Raw genomic sequence first — 24,249 nt, forward strand, 5'->3', positions numbered from 1 at the left:
GCCCTTGGTCGTCAGATGGGGTCGGTCGGTGTGCCCGTCGGGTCATTCCAGGGAGATGCCGAGTTCGCGGTCGACGAAGGCGTAGACCTCCTCCGCCGAGGCGTCGGCGAGTTCCGCGTCGACGTTCTCCCCCGCTGCGGCGGGCTCGTCGAGCAGGGCGAGGATGTCCTTGAGCCGGGCCCGCGCCGCCGCCCGTGCCGTTGCGGCGAGATCCGCGGCGAGCACCTCGGCGTGCAACCGGTCCAGCCCGCCGAGCACCGCCGGGCCGGTGTCCCCGGCCCCGTCGGCGAACCGTTCCGCCAGGTAGGCGGCCAGTTCGGCCGGGGTGGGGTGGTCGAAGACGAGGGTGGCGGGCAGCCGCAGCCCGGTCGCCGTACCGAGCCGGTTGCGCAGGTCCACGGCGGTCAGCGAGTCGTAGCCGAGGTCCCGGAACTGCCGTCCCGGGTCGACGTCACCGGCGGTGAGCCCGACGACGGCCGCCACCTGGCCGCGTACCAGGTCCAGCAGGACCGGGTCCCGGTCCTGCGGCGGGAGGGCGGCGAGGTCGACGGTCGGGGTGACGGGCGCGCCGGTGGACCGGGCGGCGGGGACGAGGCCGCGCAGCACGGCGGGCAGCGCGTCGCCCTGCCCCCGCAACGCCGTCGGGTCGAGGCGCAGCGGAAACACCCAGGCCCGGGGCTGGGCCAGGGCGACGTCCAGCAGGTCGAGGCCGTCGGTGACGGGGATGGCGGCCACGCCGGATCGGGCCATCCGGCGGAAGTCGGCCTCGGTGAGGTGCCCGGTGATGCCGCCGACGCCCTCCCACAGCCCCCAGGACAGGGTGGTCGCGGTCAGTCCCCGGGCGCGACGGTGGTGGACCATCGCGTCGAGGAACGCGTTCGCGGCGGCGTAGTTGCCCTGGCCGGGCGCGCCGAAGACCGACGCGGCCGAGGAGAACAGCACGAACGCCGACAGGTTCCGCCCGGCGGTCAGCTCGTGCAGGTGCCACACCGCGTCGACCTTGGGCCGTAGCACGGCGTCGACCCGGTCCGGGGTGAGCGAGCCGAGCACCCCGTCGTCGGAGACTCCGGCCAGGTGCACCACGGCGGTCAGCGGGTGCTCGTCGGGGATGCCGGCGAGCAGTGCGGCGACGGCGTCCCGGTCGGCGGTGTCGCAGCCGACGACGGTGGCCTCCGCGCCGAGTTCGGCCAGTTCGGCGACGAGTTTCCCGACGCCGTCGGTGTCGGGTCCCCGGCGGCTGGTCAGCAGCAGCCGGGTCACGCCGTACCGGCGGACCAGGTGCCGGGCCAGGGCCGCGCCGATGCCACCGGTACCGCCGGTGAGCAGCACGGTGCCGGACGGGTCGAGCGTGGTGCCCGGCCCCTCGACGGTCTCCAACCGGACCAGGCGGGGCACCAGCACCCGCTCGCCGCGTACCACGGCCTGGGGTTCGGCGGCGGCGACCACGGCGGGCAGCAACCGGCGGGCGGCGGCGGAGCCGTCGAGGTCGACCAGCACGACCCGGCCCGGGTTCTCGGTGGCGGCGGTGCGCAGCAGGCCGAGGGCGGCGGCCAGCGGCAGGTCGTGGGGTTCACCGCCGGCGGTCGGCACGGCGTTCGTGGTCAGCACGACGAGGGTACGGTCGTCGTCGGCGGCCAGCCATTCCTGGACCAGACGCAGTGCTCCGGTGGTGGCCGCGTGCGTGCGGGCGACGGTGTCGGTGCCGTCCGGGGCGGTCAGGGTCACCAGCCGGACCGGGCCGTCGGGGCGCTGCCAGGACGGCGGGTCGTCCCCGGCCGCGCCGACGGCGACCTCGGTCCAGTCGAGCCGGTACAGCGACTCGTGGTGGGTGGGGCGCAGCGCTCCGGCGGACACCGGTCGCCAGTCCAGCCGTTCGGCGACGGCCACCGGTTCGCCCGTACCGTCGGCGAGGGTCACCGCCACCGCGGACTCGCCGACCGGGACGAACCGGGCGCGCAGCGCGGTGCCACCGGGACGGACCACCCGCACTCCGCTCCACGCGAACGGCAGGCTCGGTTCGGCGGCGGTGAGGGAGTCGAGCATGACCGCGTGCAGGGTCGCGTCCAGCAGGGCGGGGTGCAGGGCGTACCCGGCGGCGTCGGGGCGGGCCGGTTCGGGGAGGGTGATCTCGGCGTACACCTCGGTGCCCCGTCGCCAGGCCCGGCGCAGCCCCTGGAAGGTGGGGCCGTACCGGTAGCCGGCGGCGGCGAGCGCCGGGTACGCGGCCGACACGTCGATCTCGGTGGCGTCGCGCGGCGGCCACTGGCGCAGCGCCTCCACCGGGCCGCCGTCGGGGGTGAGCGTGCCGGTGGCGTGGGTGGTCCACCCGGTGCCGCCGGCCGGCCGGGACCGGACGGTGAGCGCCCGGCGGCCGTCGTCGGTGGGTGGGGCGACGGTGACCCGCAGGTCGACGACCCTGCCCGCCGGCAGCACCAGCGGCGCGGCCAGGGTGACGTCGTCGACGCCGGCGCAGTCGACGCGACGGGCGGCGGTGACCGCCAGGTCGACGAACGCCGTGCCGGGCAGCAGCACCGTGTCGAGCACGGCGTGGTCGGCGAGCCACGGGTGGGTGGTGGTGGAGATCCGGCCGGCGAGGGTCAGCCCGTCGTCGTCGACGTGTTCGACGAGCGCGCCGACCAGGCCGTGGTCGATGCCGGTGAGGCCGGCGGCGTCGACGCCGCCGGTGGGGCGGGCGGTGAGCCAGTACCGTTCCCGGGCGAACGGGTAGGTGGGCAGGTCGACCACGCGGGCGCCGCTGCCCCGGTAGCAGGCCGCCCAGTCCACCCGGTGCCCCCGGGCGAACACCTCGCCGACGGCGGCGACCAGGGTGGCCGCCTCGTCCCGGTCCCGGCGCATCGTCGCGGTGACCGTGGCGTCCCCGGTCAGCAGGTCGACGGTCAGCGGGGTGAGGGCGGCGTCCGGGCCGACCTCCAGCAGGGTGTCGACGCCGGTGTCGCGCAGCGCGGCGACCGCGTCGGCGAACCGCACCGGTCGGGACACGTGGGCCACCCAGTGGTCGGGGTCGGTCAGGTCGGCGGGTCGCCCGGTCACCGTGGACACCACCGGAATCCGGGGCGGGTGGAAGGCGAGCCCGCCCACCACGGCGCGGAAGTCGTCGAGCATCGGCGCCATCAGCGGCGAGTGGAACGCGTGGCTGACCGTCAGCCGCCGGCCCGGCACACCGAGGGCGTCGGTCACCGCGGCCACGCCGGACGCGGTGCCGGAGAGCACCAGGGAACGGGGGCCGTTGACGGCGGCGATGCCCACCTCGTCGGTGAGTAGCGGCACCACGTCGGCCTCGGCGGCCCGGACGGCGGCCATCACACCGCCGGTCGGCAGCGCGCCCATCAGCCGCCCCCGCGCGGTGACCAGGGTGGCCGCGTCGGCCAGTGACAGCACGCCCGCGACGTGCGCGGCGGCGATCTCCCCGATGGAGTGCCCGGCCAGCACGTCCGGCCGCAGCGACCAGGATTCCAGTAGCCGGAACAGGGCGACCTCGACGGCGAAGATCGCGGGTTGGGTGACGGTGGTGTCGTCAAGGCCGTCGCCGGTGTCGACGACGTCGACCAACGAGCGGTCCAGGTGCCCGTCGCAGGCGGCGCAGACCTCGGCGAACGCGGCAGCGAAGACGGGGAAGGCTGCCCGTAGTCCCCGGCCCATGCCGACCCGCTGCGCGCCCTGCCCGGTGAACAGGAACCCCAGGTCGCCGGGGCCGGGCGTGACCAGCGGAAGGTCCCCGTCGGCCAGCGCCCGCAGGCCGACGGTGTCGGTGACCACCGCCCGGCGGTGCAGCGGCTGGCGGGTGGCCGCCAGGGAGAACCCGAGGTCGGCCGGGTCGACCCGGTCGGCGACGGTGAGCAGGTCGGCGGCGACGGCACGCAGGCCGCGTTCGTCCCGCCCGGTCACCACCCACGGGGTGACCGGCGGCGGGGTCGGGGGTGCCGGGTCGACGGTCGGCGGGGCGGCCTCGACGATCACGTGGGCGTTGGTGCCGCTGGCCCCGAAGGAGGAGATCGCCGCCCGGCGCGGCCCCGGACCGGCCGGCCAGGGGCGCTGCTCGCGGAGCAGTTCCACCGCGCCCCGCCGCCAGTCGACGAACGGGGTGGGTTCGTCGGCGTGCAGCGTGCGGGGCAGTACGCCGTCACGCAGGGCGTGGACGAGTTTGATGATCCCGGCCACCCCGGCGGCGGCCTGGGTGTGACCGATGTTCGACTTCAGCGAACCCAGCCACAGTGGCCGGTCGGCCGGTCGCCCCTGACCGTAGGTGGCCAGCAGCGCCTCTGCCTCGATCGGGTCGCCGAGCCGGGTGCCGGTGCCGTGCGCCTCCACCAGGTCGACGTCGGTGGCGGCGACACCGGCCGTCCGCAGCGCCTCGGTGATCACGGCCTGCTGGGAGCGGCCGTTCGGCGCGGTGAGGCCGTTCGACGCCCCGTCGGAGTTGACCGCGGACCCCCGGACCACGGCGAGGATCCGGTGGCCATGGCGGTGCGCGTCGGAGAGTCGCTCGACGAGCAGCATGCCCGCGCCCTCCGCCCAGCCGGTGCCGTCGGCGTCCGCGCCGAACGCCTTGCACCGCCCGTCCGGGGCCAGGCCCCGCTGCCTGCTGAACTCGACGAACGTGCCCGGGGTCGACATCACGGTGACCCCGCCGACCAGCGCCATCGTGCACTCCCCGGCGCGCAGCGCGTGCCCGGCCAGGTGCAGCGCCACCAGCGACGACGAGCAGGCGGTGTCGACGGTCAGCGCCGGGCCGACCAGCCCGAACAGGTAGGCGATCCGGCCGGCGACGACACTCGCCGCGTTGCCTGTCATCAGGTAGCCGTCGACGCCCTCCGGGACGCGGGTCATCGTGGTGGCGTAGTCGTTGCCGTTGCCCCCGGCGAACACCCCGACCCGGGTACCGCGCAGCGACTCCGGGGTGATCCGGGCGTGTTCGACGGCCTCCCACGCCGTCTCCAGCAGCAACCGCTGCTGCGGGTCCATGCCCAGCGCCTCCCGGCGCGAGATGCCGAAGAACCCGGGGTCGAACTCGGCCACCCCGGTCAGGAACCCGCCCTGGTCGGTGTAGCTGGTGCCGGGATGGTCGGGGTCCGGGTGGACCAGGTTGGCGAGGTCCCAGCCCCGGTCGGTGGGGAACGACGAGATGGCGTCGACGCCGTCGAGCACGAGCCGCCAGAGCTGTTCGGGGCTGCGCACCCCACCGGGCATCCGGCAGGCCATCCCGATGATCGCCAACGGCTCGTCGGGGGCCGCGACGGTGGTGCCGGGGGCGTCGCCGCCGGCGGGGCGGGTTCCGGCGGCGAGGTGCCCGGCCAGGGAACGGGCGGTGGGGTGGTCGAACACGACGGTGGTGTGCAGGTCTGTCCCGGTGACGGCGGCGAGGCGGTTGCGGATGGTGACCGCCGTCATCGAGTCGATGCCCAGCTCCCCCAGCGGCCGGTCGGCGGTGACCCGGTCGGTGTCCGGGTGCCCCAGGGCGACGGCGATCTCCCGGCGTACCAGGGGCAGCAGGTCGGCCGGGTCGACCTGCCCGCCGGTGGGCTCGGGCGGCGGGCCGACGTACCCGCCGAGCACGCCGCGTACACCCGGGGGGAGGTCGGCGACGCCGAGGGTGGCCGGGGTGAGGGCGGCGACCACCACGGCGGGTAGCCGACCGCCGACCGCGCGCCGCAGCGCGGCGACGGCGGCGTCGGCCGGTGCGGCGTCCACCCCCGCCACCGGACGGTCGGCCGGGTCGGCCCAGGCCACGACGCTCGCGGTACGGCCCTGCCCGGCCAGCCTACGGGCGGTGTGGACGGCGACCGCGTGCCGCTGTCCCGCCGCCGGCAGGTCGGGCGCACCGAGGACGCCCGCGAGCGGGGTGAGCAGCACGACGGTGTCCGGCCCGCCGGTGAGGTCGAGGGCGTCGGCGTCGACGCCCGGGTCGGCGTGCACCAGGGCGGTCACCTCCGGTCCGGCCAGTGCGGCGGGCAGGTCGTCCGGGTGCACCCGGCGGACCGTCGCCCGCTCGGCGGTGAGCAGGTCGGTGAGCAGGTCGACACCGGGGCCGTCGCCGGTGACCAGCACCGTGCCGTGTGGCGTCCACTCGGGCCCGCCGACGGGCACCGGGGTGAGTCGGCGGGCGCGGGCCCCGCCGGGACGCAGTTCGAGGTGCTCGGTGACCGGGCCGGTGGCGGCGAGGGCGGCCACCAGCAGGGCACCGGTGCGCGGGTCCGGGTCGGCGGGCAGGTCGAGGGTGCCCCGCCAGGTGTCCGGCCACGCCCAGCCAAGGGACCGGCCCCGGCCGATGGTCGCGGCGTCCCCGGTGATCTGCCACACCGGGCCGGTGCCGGCGGCGAGCACCGGGACCGGGTCGGCGGTGAGGGCGAGGATGCCGGTGACCGGGGTGCTGCCAGGGCCGTCGGCGACCTCGACCCGGGCACCGTGCCCGGTGAGCAGCTCGGCGAACGGGCGCGCGTCGACGGTGCCGTCGGTGACGATGCGCCAGTCGCCGTCGAGGGTCGGGGCCGCCGGCAGGTCGATGCTGTGCCAGGTTTCCTGGATCAGGTACGGCTCGTCGCCGCGACGTACGGCGTCGAGCCAGTACCGCTGCCGTTGGAACGGATACGTCGGCAGGTCGACGACCTTGCCGCCGCCGTAGTACCCCCGCCAGTCGACCTCGTGCCCCCGCACCCACACCTGCGCCAACCCCGACACTGCGCTGACCGCCTCGTCGGCTCCCGGCCGCAGCATCGGGATACCGTCAGCCAACAGGGACGACAAACCACCATCCGCGCTCAACTCACACCACGAGCGGGGACCAGCCGCTTCGATCGCGTCGTGGAACCGCACCGGCTCACGCACCTGCCGCACCCAATACCCCGGATCCGAAAGATCCCCGACCTGCCCGGTGACGGTCGACACCACCGGAATCCGCCCCGGATGAAACGACAAACCCTCGACGACCGCGCGGAACTCGTCGAGCATCGGCTCCATCAACGGCGAGTGGAACGCGTGACTGACCGACAGCCGCCGCTGCCGCACACCCAACGCGGTCGCCACCGCATCCGCCGCTCGCAGGGTCTGCTGTTCCGGGCCGGCGATCACCACCGCCGACGGACCATTCACCGCCGCAACAACCACATCACCGGACAGAAACGGCTCCACCGCATCAGCGGAGGCCCGCAACGACACCATCGCCCCACCCACCGGCAACGCCGCCATCAAACGAGCACGCGCCGACACCAACGTCACCGCATCCGCAAGAGACAACACCCCCGCCACATGCGCCGCCGCGATCTCCCCGATCGAATGACCCACCAGAACCGCCGGGCGGACACCCCAGGACTCGACCAGACGGAACAACGCCACCTCCACCGCGAACAACGCCCGCTGCGCCACACCCGTGCCATCAAGACCCACCCCGGAGACGATCGCCTCCCGCACATCCCCACCCAACAGCGCGCACACCTCGTCGAACACCGACGCGAACACCGGAAACGCCCCACACAAACCCGCACCCATCCCCACCCGCTGACCACCCTGACCCCCGAACACCACACCCAACCCATCCGACGCCAGCGCCCGAACCCCGGGAGCCAGCGACGCCCCGTCCGCGATCACCACACCGTCGAGGAGCACCGCCCGCTCGTCGAACACCGACCGCGTCGACGCCAACGACCACCCCACATCCACCGCCGACGAACCACCGACCACCCCCACCCCATCACCCGAACCCACAGCCAACCCGCCGAGCCGCCCGACCAACTCCCGCACCCCCGCGACCGACCGCGCCGACACCGGCCACGGCGTCACCCCCACCGGGACCGGTGACCCCGTCACCACCGCATCCGGCTCCGGAACGTCCACCTCCACCGGCGGCGGCTCCTCCACGATCACGTGCGCGTTCGTGCCACTGATCCCGAACGACGACACCCCCGCCCGCCGACGACCCCCCTCAGCCACCGTCCACTCCCGCGACTCCCGCACCACCTCCACCGCACCCGACGACCAATCCACCAACCCCGACGGCTCACCCACATGCAACGACCCCGGCACCACCGCATGCCGCATCGCCAGCACCACCTTCAACACCCCGGCGACACCCGCCGCATGCTGCGTATGACCAAGGTTCGACTTCACCGACCCCAACCACAACGGCACCGACCGACCCCGCCCATACGTCGCCAACAACGCCTCCGCCTCGATCGGATCACCCAACCGAGTCCCCGTCCCATGACCCTCCACCACCTGCACGTCGTTGACCGACACACCCGCCACCGCCAACGCCCGACGAATCACCCGCTCCTGCGACGGACCACTCGGCGCCGTCAAACCATTCGACGCACCATCCGAATTCACCGCACTACCCCGCACCACCGCCAACACCCGGTGCCCCTGCCGACGCGCGTCCGACAGGCGCTCGACCAGGAGCATGCCGGCGCCCTCGCCCCAGCCGACACCGTCGGCGTCGGCCGAGAACGCCTTGCACCGGCCGTCCGGGGCGATCCCCCGCTGCCGGCTGAACTCGACGAACGTGCCCGGGGTGGACATGACCATCACCCCACCGGCGAGGGCGAGGTCGCTCTCCCCGGTGAGCAGCGAGCGGATCGCCAGATGCAGGGCGACCAGCGACGACGAGCAGGCGGTGTCGATGGTGACCGCCGGGCCGGTGAGCCCGAGCTGGTAGGCGACGCGTCCGGAGGCGACGCTCGCGGTGTTACCGGTGAGCAGGTGACCCTGCACCTCGGGCGGGGCCTCGTGCAGGCGGGGGCCGTAGTCCTGGTCGGTGGCCCCGACGAACACGCCGGTCGGGGTGCCACGCAGCGTCGACGGGTCGATGCCGGCCCGTTCCACCGCCTCCCAGGACAGTTCGAGCAGCAGCCGCTGCTGCGGGTCCATGCCGAGCGCCTCACGGGGTGAGATGCCGAAGAACTCGGCGTCGAAGTCCCCCGCGTCGTGCAGGAAACCACCGGTGCGGGTGTACGTGGTGCCGGGGTGGTCCGGGTCGGGGTGGTAGAGCCGGTCGACGTCCCAGCCCCGGTCGGTGGGCAGCGGGGACGTCACGTCCACCCCGTCGGCGACCACCCGCCACAGGTCCTCCGGGCTGCGTACGCCGCCGGGGAACCGGCAGGCCATGCCCACGATGGCGATCGGCTCGGTGGCGCGTTCCTCCCATTCGCGCAGCCGGCCGCGCGCCTCGCGCGCGTCGGCGATGGCCCGTCGGAGGTACTCGCGCAGTTTGTCCTCGTCCGCCACGTCAGTCCACTCCCAGTCAGGCAGGGTCGGGTGTCAGTTCTGTTCGTCGACGAGCGCGAACAGTTCGTCGTCGGTCGCGGTGTCCAGATCCACGCCGGGAACGGCCGCCGGGGTCGGACCACACATCGCCAGCAGGTCCCGCAGCCGGTCGGCGACGGCACCGGCGGGTCGGTCGGTGAGTTGACGCATCGCCTGTTCCAGCCGGTCCAGCTCGGCCAGGACGCCGGTGGGGCTGCCGTCCGGTCGGGGCGGGGTGTCCAGGGTCAACTGGCCACGCAGGTGGGTGACCAGTTCGGTCAGGGTGGGATGGTCGAAGACCACCCCGGCAGCCAGGCGCAGCCCGGTGGCGGTGCCGAGCCGGTTGCGCAGTTCGAGGGCGGTGAGCGAGTCGAAGCCGAGGTCACGGAAGGCCCGGTCGGGGTCGACGACGCCGTCGCCGCCGTGGCCGAGCACCGCGGTCACCTGGGCGCGGACCAGGTCGGTCAGGGCGGTCGTCCGGTCCGCCTCGGTGAGCGGGGCGAGCCGGTCGGCGAGGGTGCCGGCCGTCGCCTGGGTGGTGGCGGTCTGCCGGCGGGAGGTCCGGGTGACCAGGCCGCGGAGCAGGGCGGGCAGCGCGTCACCCTGGGCGCGCAGCGCGGGCAGGCCGAGTTTGGTGGGCGCGACCACGGGCAGGCCGGCGGCCAGACTGTCGTCGAGCAGGCTCATCCCCTCCCCGGCCTCCAGGGGGCGCAGCCCTTCGCGGGCCATCCGGGCCAGGTCCGTCTCCGACAGGTGCCCGGTCATGCCGCTGGCCTGCGCCCACAGCCCCCAGGCCAGGGAGACGGCGGGCAGCCCGGCGGCGCGGCGCAGCGCGGCGAGGCCGTCGAGGAAACCGTTGGCGGCGGCGTAGTTGGCCTGTCCCGGGGTGCCCAGCAGCCCGGCGAACGAGGAGAACAGCACGAACGCGGACAGGTCCCGGTGTGCGGTCAGCTCGTGCAGGTGCCAGGCGGCGTCCACCTTGGCCGCCAGGACGGTGTCGAACTGGGCGGTGGTCAGGGCGGTGAACAGCCCGTCGTCGAGGACCCCGGCGGTGTGGAACACGGCGGTCAGCGGGTGCGCGGCGGGGATGTCGGCGAGCAGCGCGGCGAGGGCGTCGCGGTCGGCGACGTCGCAGGCGACCACCCGGGCCCGCGCGCCGAGGTCGGCCAGGTCGGCGACCAGGTCGGCCGCGCCGGGGGCGTCCGGTCCGCGCCGGCTGACCAGCAGCAGTTCGCGTACGCCATGGGTGGCGGCCAGGTGCCGGGCGGTGAGCCCGCCGAGGGTGCCGGTGGCCCCGGTCACCAGGACGGTGCCCGCCGGGTCCAGCGGCCTCGGCACGGTGAGTACGACCTTGCCGATGGTGCGGGCCTGTTGCAGGGCCCGGAACGCCTCCCGGGCGCGGCGCACGTCCCAGGTGGTGACGGGCAGTGGGGCGAGCACCCCGGCGGCGAAGAGGTCCAGCACCTCGGCGAGGATCGTCCGCAGCCGCTCCGGTTCGGCCCCTTCGGCGTCGGGTGCGGTGACCGCCAGGGCCGTGAGGTCGTACGGTCGGTAGTCGACGGTGGGGTACGCGGCGTGCACCTCGGCGCGGTCCCGGATGTCGGTCTTGCCCATCTCCAGGAAGCGTCCCCCGTCGGCGAGCAGGCCGAGTGAGGCGTCGACGAAGTCGTCGGCAAGCGAGTTGAGCACCACGTCCATCCCTCGTCCGCCGGTGGCGGCGCGGAACGCCGTCGCGAAGTCGAGGGTGCGCGAGTTGGCGATGTGGTCGTCGTCGAGGCCGAGCGCGCGCAGCGTGTCCCACTTGCCGGGGCTGGCGGTGCCGAACACCTCGGCCCCGAGGTGGCGGGCGAGCTGCACGGCGGCGATGCCGACCCCACCGGCGGCGGCGTGGACGAGCACCCGGTCACCGGGGCGGACGCGGCCGAGGTCCACCAGGCCGTGGTAGGCGGTCAGGAACACCACCGGCACGGTGGCCGCGCGGGCGTACGGCCAGTCGTCGGGCATCCGGGCCAGCAGCCGCCGGTCGGCGACGGCGACCGGGGCGAACGCGCCGTCGAAGTAGCCGAACACCCGGTCGCCGGGGGTGAGGTCGGTGACGGCGGACCCGACGGCGAGGACCTCGCCCGCGCCCTCGGCGCCCATCAGCGCGTGCTGCTGCGGGACCAGCCCGAGGGCGATGAGCACGTCGCGGAAGTTCAGGCCACCGGCCCGCACGGCGAGCCGGACCTCGGTGGGGCCGAGTGGCTGCCACACCTGCGGGCAGGGTTCGAAGGCCAGGCTGTCCAGGGTGCCGGGGCGGGTGACGACCATCCGGTGCGCCTCGTCGGTGGGCAGTGGCACCAGGTCGGGCCGGGCGGCGGCGAGCCGGGGCACGGACGCCGTCGCGGCCCGGACCGCCACCTGCGGTTCCCCGCTGGCCAGTACCGGGCCGAGCAGGTCGTCGAGCACCGCGATGGCGTCGACGTCGAGCAGGACGACCTGGTCGGGGTTCTCGGTCTGGGCGGTGCGCAGCAGACCCCAGACGGCGGCGGCGGGCAGGTCGGTGCCGGTGGGGCCGGCGCCGGTGGTGACCACGACCAGGCGCGCGTCGTCCGGGTGGTCGGCGGCGAGCCAGGTCCGGACGTCGTCGCGGACCCGGCTCAGGGTGGCCCGGATGTCGGCGGGGACGTCCCCGGTGGTGGCCGGGCGGACCACGAGCACCTCGGTGCCGGCCGGGACGGGTGCGGCGGCGGGCAGGTCGAGGGGTGTCCACTCCACCCGGTACAGGGCGTCGCGGGACGGTGCGGGGGCGACGGCCGGCCGCAGCACGACCGTGTCGAGGACGGCGACGACGGTGCCGCCGGGGTCGGCGGCGACGACCCGCGCGGTGCCGTCCGCCGGGTCCCCCGTCGACAGGTGTACGCGCAGCGCGGTCGCCCCGGTGGCGGTCACCCGCACGCCCGACAGGCTGAACGGCAGACCCGCCGGCCGGTCGCCGACCACCCCCGGCAGCATCGGGTGCAGCGCCGCGTCGAGCAGCGCCGGGTGGACGAGGAACCGGTCGTCGTCGGCGGTGGGGAGCGCCACCTCGGCGTAGACGTCACCGTCGGGTCCGGTCCACGCGGCGCGCAGGCCACGGAAGGTCGGGCCGTAGTCGTAGCCGTGCGCGGCGAGCCGGTCGTACACGCCGTCCAGGTCGACCGGTTGCGTGCCGGCCGGCGGCCACACCAGCGGGAACGGTGGGGTGTCCGGGGTGGCGGGCGCGACGCTGCCGGTGGCGTGCAGGGTCCACGGGTCGTCCTCGGCGGCCCGGCCGTGCACGGTGACCTGCCGGACGCCGTCGGCCTCCGGCGTGCCGACCCGGACCTGCACCCGCACCGGCGTCCGGTCGGGTACCGCGAGCGGGGCCACCAGGGTCAGTTCGCGCACCTCGCCGCAGCCGACCTCGTCACCGGCGCGTAGCGCCAGCTCCACCAGGGCGGTGCCGGGCACCAGGACCGTGCCGGAGAAGAGGTGGTCGGCCAGCCAGGGCTGGGTGCGGTGGGACACGCTGCCGGTGAGCAGGACCGTGCCGTCGGGCAGGGCGGTCACCGCGCCGAGCAGCGGGTGCGCGGCCGGGTCGAGGCCGGCTCCGGAGACCTCGCCGCGGGGTTGCCGGGTCAGCCAGTACCTGTCGCGTTGGAACGGGTAGGTGGGCAGGTCCACGCTCCGGGCCCCGGGGAACAGCGCGGTGATGTCCACCGGTACCCCCCAGGTGTAGGCGGTGGCGGCGGCGGTGAGGAACTGGTCGAGGCCGCCCCGGTCGCGGCGCAGCGAGCCGGCGACGCGGGCGTCCGGTGCCGTCTCGGTGAGCCCGACGGCGAGCACGGGGTGCGGGCTGATCTCGACGAAGACGCCGTGCCCGTGGCCGGTCAGTTCGGTGACGGCGTCGTGGAACAGCACGGTGTGCCGCAGGTTGCGGTACCAGTAGTCGGCGTCCATCGGTTCGGTCAGCGGACGGCCGGTGACGGTGGAGTACAGCGGCACCCGGGGCGGCTGCGGTGTCACGTCGGCGAGGAGCGCGGTGAGCGACGCGGCGAGGGGTTCGATGTGCGCGGAGTGGGAGGCGTAGTCCACGTTGACCATGCGGGAGCGGACGTCCTCGGCGGCGAAGCGGGCGTGCAGGTCGGCGAGCGCGTCGGCGTCGCCGGAGACCACTGTGGAGCGTGGCCCGTTGAGCGCGGCGATGGACAGCCGTCCACCGTGGCCGGCGAGCCGGTCGGCGACGTCCTCGGCCGGCAGGGCGACGGAGAGCATCCCCCCGCCGCCGGCGATGTCCCGCAGGGCCCGGCTGCGCAGCGCCACCACCTTTGCCCCGTCGTCGAGGGTGAGCGCCCCGGCGACGACGGCGGCGGCGATCTCGCCCTGCGAGTGTCCGACGACGGCGTCGGGTTCCACCCCCAGCGAGCGCCACAGCGCGGCCAGCGACACCATCACCGCCCACAGCGCGGGCTGCACCACGTCGACCCGGTCGAGGGCCAGGTCCGGGTCGGTGACGTCGACGTCGAGGTACGGGGCCAGGGCGGTGGCGCAGGCCCGCATCGACGCGGCGAAGACCGGTGACTGCGCCATCAGCGGTGCGGCCATCCCCGTCCACTGGCCGCCCTGCCCGGGGAAGACGAACACCACGCCGCCGTGGTCGCCGGCGGTGCCGACCACGGCGGCGTCGGCGTCACCACCCGGTCCGGGCTGCGGGTCGTGGCCGGCGAGGGCGCGCAGGGCGGTGGCGTGGTCGGCCAGCACGACCGCACGTTCGGGCAGGTCGGCGCGGGTGGCCGCGAGTGACCAGCCCAGGTCGGCGCTCGGGGCGTCGCCGTCGAGGAGGTCGGCGAGCTGGTCGGCGCGGGCCCGCAGCCCGGCGGGGGTGACGGCGGAGAGCACCAGCGGCACGATGGCCGGTGCGGTGCCGGGGTCGGGCGCGGTGGGCGTCGGCTCCGGTGGGGCCGCCTCGATGACGACGTGCGCGTTGGTGCCGCTGATCCCGAACGAGGAGACGGCGGCGCGGCGTACCCGGCCGGTGTCGGGCCAGTCCCGGGGTTCGGTGAGCAGCCGCACCGCGCCCGCGGACCAGTCCACGAACGGCGACGGCGCGGAGACGTGCAGGGTCGCCGGCAGTGTGCCGTGGCGCATCGCCTCGATCATCTTGATGATGCCGCCGACGCCGGCAGCGGCCTGGGTGTGCCCGACGTTGGATTTCAGCGACCCGAGGTAGAGCGGTTCGACCCGGTCGTGGCCGTAGGTGGCCAGGACGGCCTCCGCCTCGATCGGGTCGCCGAGGCGGGTGCCGGTGCCGTGGGCCTCCACCGCGTCGACGTCGCCGGGGGTCAGTCCGGCGTCGGCGAGCGCCGCCCGGATCACCGCCCGCTGGGAGCCGCCGTTGGGGGCGGTCAGCCCGTTGGACGCGCCGTCGGAGTTGACGGCGGTCCCGCGCAGCACGGCCAGCACCGGGTGCCCGTACCGGCGGGCGTCGGAGAGCCGTTCCAGCAGCAGCACGCCCACGCCCTCGCCCCAGCCGGTGCCGTCGGCGTCCGCCGAGAAGGACTTGCACCGCCCGTCCGGCGACAGGCCCCGCTGCCTGCTGAACTCGACGAACGTGCCGGGCGTCGACATGACGGTGACCCCACCGGCGAGGGCCAGCGAGCACTCACCGGCGCGCAGCGCCCGGACGGCCAGGTGGGTGGCGACCAGCGACGACGAGCACGCCGTGTCGACGGTAACGGCGGGACCGGTGAGCCCGAGCACGTACGCCAGCCGGCCGCTGAGCACGCTGCCGGTGTTGCCGGTGAGCAGGATGCCCTCCAGATCGCCGGGCATCGCGTCGACCGGCGGCGCGTAGTCGTGGTACATCTGCCCGGCGAACACACCGGTGGTGCTGCCGCGCAGCGAGTACGGGTCGATGCGGGCGCGTTCCACCGCCTCCCACGCCGTCTCCAGCAGCAGCCGCTGCTGGGGGTCCATCGCCAGCGCCTCGCGGGGCGAGATGCCGAAGAACGCCGGGTCGAACTCGTCCGCCCGGTGCAGGAAGCCACCCTCCCGGACGTAGCTGTGCCCGGGGCGGCCCGGGTCGGGGTCGTAGAGGTCCTCCGGCCAGTCGCGGTTGACCGGGAACTCGGAGATCGCGTCCCGCCCCTCGGCCACCAGCCGCCACAGGTCCTGCGGGGAGTCGACCCCGCCGGGGTAGCGGCAGGCCATGCCGATGACGGCGATCGGGTCGTGGGCGTCGGTGACGGTGCCGGTCGCCGGGCCGTCCGGGTCGGTCTCGCCGGTCAGCTCCCGCAGGTGGTCGGCGAGCCCGGCGACCGTGGGATGGTCGAACACCACCGTCGCCGACAACGCCAACCCGGTGACCGAGACGAGCCGGTTGCGCAGCTCGACGGAGGTGAGCGAGTCGACACCGAGGTCGGTGAGCGCGGCCCGCACCCCGACCTTCGTCCGGTCGGTGTGGCCGAGGACGGCTGCCACCTCGGCGCGGACCACCTCCACCAGGTCCCGGTGCGACGGGCCGTCGGCGACCGGCCGGGGGTGGGCGGCCCGGGGGCGGACCAGGCCGCGCCACACGGCGGGCAGGGCGGCCGGGTCGTTCGCCGTGGCCAGCGCGGCGGTGTCCAGCAGCATCGGGACCAGTAGCGGGCCGGGCAACCCGAGGGCCCGGTCGAACAGGGCCAGGCCGTCGTCGTGCCGCAGCGGGGCCACCCCGTTGCGGGCCATCCGGGCCAGGTCGGCCGTGCCGAGCGTTTCGGCCATGCCACCCTCGGCCGCCCACAGCCCCCAGGCCAGCGAGGTGGCGGGCAGGCCGGCGGCGTGCCGGTGGGCGGCGAGCGCGTCGAGGAAGGCGTTGCCGGCGGCGTAGCTGGCCTGGCCGGCCGCGCCGATCTGCTGGGAGATCGACGAGTACAGCACGAACGCGACCAGGTCGAGGTCGGCGGTGAGCCGGTGCAGGTGCCACGCCGCGTCCACCTTGGGCCGCAGCACGGCGTGCAACGCCTGCGGGGTGAGGGTGGCGACGAGACCGTCGTCGAGCACACCGGCCGCGTGCACCACGGCGGTGAGCGGCAGGTCGGCGGGAATCAGGGAGAACGCGGCGGCCAACTGCTCCGGGTCGGCCGCGTCGCCGGCGGCCACGGTCACCACCGCGCCGTACGCCCGCAGTTCGTCGGCGAGTTCGGCGGCGCCGGGGGCGTCCGCGCCCCGGCGGCTGAGCAGCAGCAGCCCCCGTACGCCCAGGTCACGTACCAGGTGGCGGGCGAGTCCGGTGCCGAGCGCGCCACTGGCGCCGGTGATCAGGACGGTGCCGTCGCCGAGGTCGACCGGGGCGCTCGGGGTGTGGTCGTCGCGGCGCAGCCGGGGGACGGTCAGTGCGCCACCGGCGAGGCGTACCTCCGGTTCGTCGAGTGCGGCCACCCGCGCCAGGTCCGCCGCGTCGACCTCGGTGTCGTGGTGCAGGAGGACGAACCGGCCCGGGTGTTCGGTGCGGGCGCAGCGGACGAGCCCGGCGGCGACGGCCAGGGCCGGTGCGTCGTCGGCGACGGTGAAGACCACGGTGGGTCCGTCGTCGGTGGCGAGCGCGGCGTGGATCTCGTCGAGGACGTCCTCGGCGACGGCGTGTGCGGCGGCGGCCTGGTCCGTGCCCCGGGCGGCCAGCGCCACGGCGGTGACCGGGCGGGACGTGCCGGTGGGGACGGCTGCCGGCACCCAGCCCCGGGTCAGCACCTCACCGCGCCGTACCGCGCCCACCGGCCGCCAGACCAGGGAGGCGACCTCGGCGACCAGCGTGCCGTCGTCGGCCACGGCCGCCATCGACAGCGTCTGCGGTCCCGTCCAGGTGTACGCCACCCGGAGCCGGCGGACGCCGGTGGCGTGCACCTGGACACCGGACCAGGCGAACGGCAGTGCGGCCGGGCGGGCGTCGTCGGCCACGCCGGGCAGCGCCGGGTGCAGCGCGCCGTCGAGCAGGGCGGGATGCAGCAGGTACGGCTCCACCGGCTCGCCCGCGTCGAGGGCCACCTCGGCGAACAGACCGTCGGGGGTGCGCCATAGGCGGCGGAGTCCCTGGAACGCCGGGCCGTAGTGGTAGCCGTGTGCGGCGACGGACTCGTAGACCCCGGTCAGGTCCAGTTCCTGCGCGTCGGCCGGCAGCCGGGGGACGGCCGACGCCGGCCGGTCGGGTGCCAGGGTGCCGACGGCGTGCCGGGTCCAGTCGGTCGAGTCGGCCGCGCGGGCGTAAACGGTGACGGTGCGGTGGCCGTCGTCCGTCGGCGGCCCGACGGTCACCTGGAGGGTGACGGCGGTGGGGCCGACCGGGAGGGGGGTGAGCAGCGTGAGGTCCTGGACGCGGGGGCAGCCGCATTCGACGCCGGCGCGCAGCGCGGCCTCGAGGAACGCGGTGCCCGGCAGCAGCGTCCGCCCGTCGACGACGTGATCGGCCAGCCAGCGGTGGCTGCGGGTGGAGACGCGGCCGGTCAGCAGCACTCCCGCGTCGTCGGCGAGGTCGACCGAGGTGGACAGCAGACCGTGCCGGGTGCCGGTGGTCCCGACCGCCGGCTGGTTGTCGAGCCAGTACCGCTGCCGTTGGAACGGGTACGTCGGCAGGTCGACGACCTTGCCGCCGCCGTAGTACGCCCGCCAGTCGACCTCGTGCCCCCGCACCCACACCTGCGCCAACCCCGTCACCGCACTGACCGCCTCGTCGGCTCCCGGCCGCAGCATCGGGATACCGTCGGCCAACAGGGACGACAAACCACCATCCGCGCTCAACTCACACCACGAGCGGGGACCAGCCGCCTCGATCGCGTCATGGAACCGCACCGGCTCACGCACCTGCCGCACCCAATACCCCGGATCCGAAAGATCCCCGACCTGCCCGGTGACGGTCGACACCACCGGAATCCGCCCCGGATGAAACGACAAACCCTCGACGACCGCGCGGAACTCGTCGAGCATCGGCTCCATCAACGGCGAGTGGAACGCGTGACTGACCGACAGCCGCCGCTGCCGCACACCCAACGCGGTCGCCACCGCATCCGCCGCTCGCAGGGTCTGCTGTTCCGGGCCGGCGATCACCACCGCCGACGGACCATTCACCGCCGCAACAACCACATCACCGGACAGAAACGGCTCCACCGCATCAGCGGAGGCCCGCAACGACACCATCGCCCCACCCACCGGCAACGCCGCCATCAGACGAGCACGCGCCGACACCAACGCCACCGCATCCGGCAACGACAACACCCCGGCCACGTGCGCCGCCGCGATCTCCCCGATCGAATGACCCACCAGAACCGCCGGACGCACACCCCACGACTCCACCAACCGGAACAACGCCACCTCCACCGCAAACAACGCCCGCTGCGCCACCCCCGTGCCATCCAGGCCAACACCGGAGGAGATCGCCTCCCGCACATCCCCACCCAACAAGCCACACACCTCGTCGAACACCGACGCGAACACCGGAAACACCCCACACAAACCCGCACCCATCCCCACCCGCTGACCACCCTGACCCCCGAACACCACACCCAACCCCGCAGGAACACCACCGGAGGACACCCCGCCCGACGACACCGCCCCTGACAACGCCGCGCCACCCGACGACCCCGCGACCGGGTCCACCGCGGAAGCAGCAACCACACCGGACGCCAACGCCCGGACCCCGGGAGCCAGCGACGCCCCGTCTGCGACCACCACACCGTCGAGCAGCACCACCCGCTCGTCGAACACCGACCGCGTCGACGCCAACGACCACCCCACATCCACCGCCGACACCCCCACCACCGTCGACCGCAACCGCTCCACCAGCTCCCGCACCCCGGCGACCGACCGCGCCGACACCGGCCACGGCGTCACCCTCACCGGCGTGGCCATCACCTCGGCGGACGACCTCACGCCGCCGACCGGCGTACCCACCCCCGGGGTGTGTCCCGACGACACGGGCGAACCGCCGCCGGCCGGCATCTCCGGCTCGTCCGGCGCTTCCTCCACGATCACGTGCGCGTTGGTGCCGCTGATCCCGAACGACGACACCCCCGCCCGCCGACGACCCCCGCCAGCCACCACCCACTCCCGGGGCTCCCGCACCACCTCCACCGCACCCGACGACCAATCCACCAACCCCGACGGCTCACCCACATGCAACGACCCCGGCACGATCGCGTGCCGCATCGCCAGCACCACCTTCATCACCCCGGCGACACCCGCCGCATGCTGCGTATGACCAAGGTTCGACTTCACCGACCCCAACCACAACGGCACCGACCGACCCCGCCCATACGTCGCCAACAACGCTTCCGCCTCGATCGGATCACCCAACCGAGTACCCGTCCCATGACCCTCCACCACCTGCACGTCAGACACCGACACACCCGCCACCGCCAACGCCCGACGAATCACCCGCTCCTGCGACGGACCACTCGGCGCCGTCAAACCATTCGACGCACCATCCGAATTCACCGCACTACCCCGCACCACCGCCAACACCCGGTGACCATGGCGGCGCGCGTCCGACAGGCGCTCCAGCACCAGCATCCCGGCGCCCTCGGCCCATCCCGTGCCGTCCGCGTCGGCCGAGAACGCCTTGCACCGGCCGTCCGGCGACAGCCCGCCCTGCCGGCTGAACTCGACGAACATGCCCGGGGTGGACATCACGGTGACGCCCCCGGCCAACGCCAGCGAACACTCGCCGTTGCGCAGCGCCGATGCCGCCAGGTGTACGGCGACCAGCGACGACGAGCAGGCCGTGTCGACCGTCAGTGCCGGCCCGGTGAGCCCGAGGGCGTACGCGATGCGGCCGGAGGCGACGCTGGGGCTGATGCCGGTGAGCAGGTAGCCCTCGGCGTCGGGGTGGGCCTCGTGCATCCGGGGGCCGTAGTCGCCCCCGGTCGCGCCGGCGAAGACGCCGACCCGGCTGTTCCGCAGGGAGGTGGGGGCGATTCCCGCGCGTTCCAGCGCCTCCCAGGAGACCTCCAGCAGCAGCCGTTGCTGTGGATCCATGCCCAGCGCCTCACGGGGTGAGATGCCGAAGAACGCGGCGTCGAAGCCGGCGGCGTCGGCGAGGAACCCGCCCGAGCCGGTGCCGAGCCGGCCGGAGTCGCGCAGCGCCGTCAGGTCCCAGCCCCGGTCGTCGGGGAACTCTCCGATGACGTCGGTGCCGCCGACGAGCAGTGTCCACAGGTCTTCCGGTGACGCCACCCCGCCCGGGAAGCGGCAGGCCATCCCGACGATGGCGACGGGTTCGTCCACGACGGTCGCGGTGTCGTCGTCGGCTTCGTCGTCGGGGGCCGGGTCGCTGTCGGCCAGCAGCACGGTGAGCCGTTCGGCGAGCGCGGCGGGGGTGGGATGGTCGAACAGCAGCCCGCTGGGGAGGACCAGACCGGTGGCGGCGGCGAGTTCGTCGCGTAGCTCGACCGCCAGCAGCGAGGTGAAGCCCAGGTCGTGGAACGTGGTGGTGGGCGCGATGACGGCGGGTGCGCGTCCGCCGAGCACCCGGCGGACGAGGACGTCGATCTCGGCGGTGAGGTCGCGGTCGGCGGCCGGCCGGTCGGTCCGGGTGTGTTCCGGCCGGGCACCCACCCAGTGCCGGGTGCGTTGGAACGGGTAGGTGGGCAGGTCGACGACGCGGCCCGCCCCGCCGAGCAGGCTGCGCCAGTCCACCCGGTGACCACGGGTCCACACCGTCGCGGCGGCGGTGACGATGCTGGTGGCCTCGTCGTGGTCGCCGCGCAGGGTGGGGATGCCGCCGTCGATCAGGGTGGACAGTGAGCCGTCCGGTCCGAGTTCCAGCCAGGTGCCGACGTCGTACGCGGTGCCGGCCCCGGTGACGGCGGCGTGGAAGAGCACCGGTTCGCGCACCTGGCGTACCCAGTGTTCGGGGTCGGTCAGGTCGGCGGGCGCACCGGTCACGGTGGAGACGACGGGCAGGGTGGCCGGCCGGAACGTCACCGTCGACAGGACCCGGCGGAACCGGTCGCACATCGGGTCCATCAGGGGGGAGTGGAAGGCGTGGCTGACCCGCAGGTGCCGTACCCGGGCCCGGGTCGCCGCCTCGATCTCCCCGGTGATCGCGCGCAGCGGCCCGGCGGGTCCGGCGAGCACCGTCGCGTCGGGGCCGTTGACGGCCGCGACGACCACGCCGTCGCGCAGGAACGGGCGTACGACGGAGTCGGCGGCGCGGACGTTCGCCATGGCCCCACCGGCGGGCAGCGCCTGCATCAGTTCGCCGCGTGCGGACACCAGCCGCACCGCGTCCGGCAGGTCGAGCACGCCGGCGACGTGCGCGGCGGCGATCTCGCCGATCGAGTGGCCGACGAGCACGTCGGGGTGGACGCCCCACGACTCCAGCAGCCGGAACAGCGCCACCTCGACGGCGAGCAGGGCGGGTTGGGTGGTGCCGGTGGCGTCGAGCCCGTCGCCGGTGCTGATCGCCGTGCGGAGGTCCACCCGGGCCAGCGCGCACACCTCGTCGAACGCGGCGGCGAAGACCGGGTGGGCCGCGTGCAGGCGCAGTCCCATGCCGACCCGTTGGGCACCCTGACCGGCGAACACGAATCCCAGGGCGGTGTCGCCCGCCTGGCCGGTGAGCACCCGGTCGCCGACCACGACGGCCCGGTGGGTCAGCTCCGCCCGGGTGGTGGCCAGGGACCAGGCCACCGCCGCCGGGTCGGCGTCGCCCTCCCGCAGGCGCGTCACGGCGGCGTCCCGGGCCTGGTCGGACTTCGCGGACACCGGCCAGGCCACGACCGGCACGTCCGGCGTCACCGGGGCGGCCGGCGGCGCGTCGGTGGGGGCCTCGCCGAGGACCAGGTGGCAGTTCGTCCCGCCCATGCCGAACGAGCTGACCCCCGCCACCAGGGGCCGGTCCGGGCGCGGCCAGGGCGTCGGGTCGGTGACCACCGTCAGGCCGAGCCGGGGCAGGTCGATGTCGGGGTTCGGGGTGGTGAAGTGCAGGCTCGGGGGGAGTCGGCGGTGCCGTACGGCCAGCGCGGTCTTGATCAGTCCGGCGATGCCGGCGGCACCCTCCAGGTGGCCGATGTTGGTCTTTACCGAGCCGACCGCCAGCGGCGCGGCCGGGTCGCCGAGCGCCCGGCCCAGCGCGGCGGCTTCGATCGGGTCGCCGACCCTCGTGCCCGTGCCGTGCAGTTCGACGTACTGGACGTCGGCGGCGGTGGTGCCCGCGCGGCGGTGGGCGGCCCGCAGCGTCGCCTCCTGGGCGGCCGGGTCGGGGGTGGTGGGGGTGCCGCCCGCACCGGCGGAGACCGCGCTGCCCCGGATCACGCAGTAGATCCGGTCGCCGTCGGCGAGCGCCCGGTCGAGCGGTTTGAGCAGGACCGCTCCCCCGCCCTCGCCCCGGACGTAGCCGTTGGCGCGGGCGTCGAAGGTGTGGCAGCGACCGTCGGGTGACAACCCGCCCCAGTCGTCGGAGATGTGGCTGCTCTCCAGCAGCAGGGCCAGGCTCACCCCGGCGGCGAGCGCGGTCGTCGACTCGCCGCTGCGCAGGCTGGCGCAGGCCAGGTGGACGGCCACCAGCGAGGACGACTGGCCGGTGTCGACGGTGACGCTCGGCCCGTTGGCGCGCAGGAAGTACGACAGCCGGTTGGCGATCATGCTGCGGTGCAGGCCGGTCATCGCGTGGCCGGAGCGCAGCGCGGTGCGGTGGCGGTGTGCCACCTGGGCGTAGTCGTCCCAGGTGGTGCCGACGAACACGCCCAACGGGGTGCCGGCCACGGTGTCGGCGGGCACCCGGCCGTCTTCCAGTGCCTCCCAGCCGAGTTCGAGCAGGAGGCGTTGCCTCGGGTCGAGCAGTGCGGCCTCGCGGGCGCCGATGTCGAAGAAGGGCGCGTCGAAGGTGTCGACCTCGGTCAGGAAGGCACCCCAGCGGGCGGCCCCGGTGGCGGCGGGCCAGCGGTCCCGGACGTCCCGCACGGTGCTGCGACCCGCCACGAGCAATTCCCAGAATCGGGCAGGGTCCGGCGCTTCGGGAAAACGGCACGCGATGCCGGTGATCGCGATGTCCGCCGTGGAATCAGCCGACTCGTATCCGTGCAGGACAGCCACGTATTTCCCCCGGGTTCGACGCGGTGGGCCCAGTGACGCGAAGCGCGTGGGAATTGCAGGTGATCGAGAGAGGTGCTTCGATCCGCTCCGCCAACGACCCGTCCAGAGTCGATCAGTGATCGATGGCCTTCAACCCCTAGATTTCCCCTAGAATCGGCAACTCTCCGTTTAATCGATGTTTATCGGCAACGCATTCTGCTCCCTTTTCGGTCAGCTCACCCGCACTGGACCCGGCCGACCCAGCGCCGCCGCCGCAGCGTGCGACGACGGGCGGCACCCGGCCGGTCGCCACCTGACGAACCCGGCCGCGCCGGGCGGCGATGCCGCTCCAAAAAGGGCCGCCGTAGTGCGCTTTCCGGCCGGCGCGACGCTGGGCGGCGACGGGGCCGGCACCCGCCCGGCCACACCGGCGGGGCGGCCGCCGCTACATCGACCACGGGCACCGGAGCACCGATACACATGCTGATCAGAACCGGACTCGTATTGTTTCGTCATCGGCCGGCCAGTGGCGTACGACACCAGGACCCTGCGGCGCGCAATTACCACGCGGGGAAAATGCTCGAAAGTGGATCAGCGGCCACCGACAAATGGGGGCGGCGGCGGAAACAGGACCGTTCCCCGGTGGAAACAATTCACCGCGCCGGCGTCGACGCCCGGGAGAACGCGAAAAATCAGAGAGGGAAAAGCACGCCGCCGGTCGTGGACGCAGCGGACGACCGGCGCGGAAACAGGGCACGCGACCGGCACGACGATCCGACGCGCGCCCGGCCCTCCGCGCAGCAGGACGGGGGCTGCCCCGCGCGGGGCCACGCCCCGGCGAGCAGAACGGGCCGACTCCGGGCGACGAGCGACCGGGTCGGGGCACGGCGGACGGTCGATCCGGGGAGGCCGGGGGTCACGTACCCCACGCGCGGGATACCTCCGGCGGGC

At 74.7% G+C, this 24,249-nt stretch carries 2 protein-coding genes; both read right to left on the reverse strand.

The features are described 5' to 3' along the window. Nucleotides 1–42: 42 nt before the first annotated feature. Entirely contained in the window at nucleotides 43–9,237 is a 9,195-nt protein-coding gene (locus tag JQN83_RS33080) for a type I polyketide synthase (RefSeq protein WP_307799250.1), read from the reverse strand. 33 nt (nucleotides 9,238–9,270) lie between these two features. Beyond that, nucleotides 9,271–23,319 (reverse strand): SDR family NAD(P)-dependent oxidoreductase, encoded by a 14,049-nt coding sequence (locus JQN83_RS13795; protein ID WP_307799251.1) that lies wholly within the window; start codon nucleotides 23,317–23,319, stop codon nucleotides 9,271–9,273. Nucleotides 23,320–24,249 lie beyond the last annotated feature (930 nt).

Source organism: Micromonospora antibiotica (assembly GCF_017599305.1).
GTDB classification, from domain to species: domain Bacteria; phylum Actinomycetota; class Actinomycetes; order Mycobacteriales; family Micromonosporaceae; genus Micromonospora; species Micromonospora antibiotica.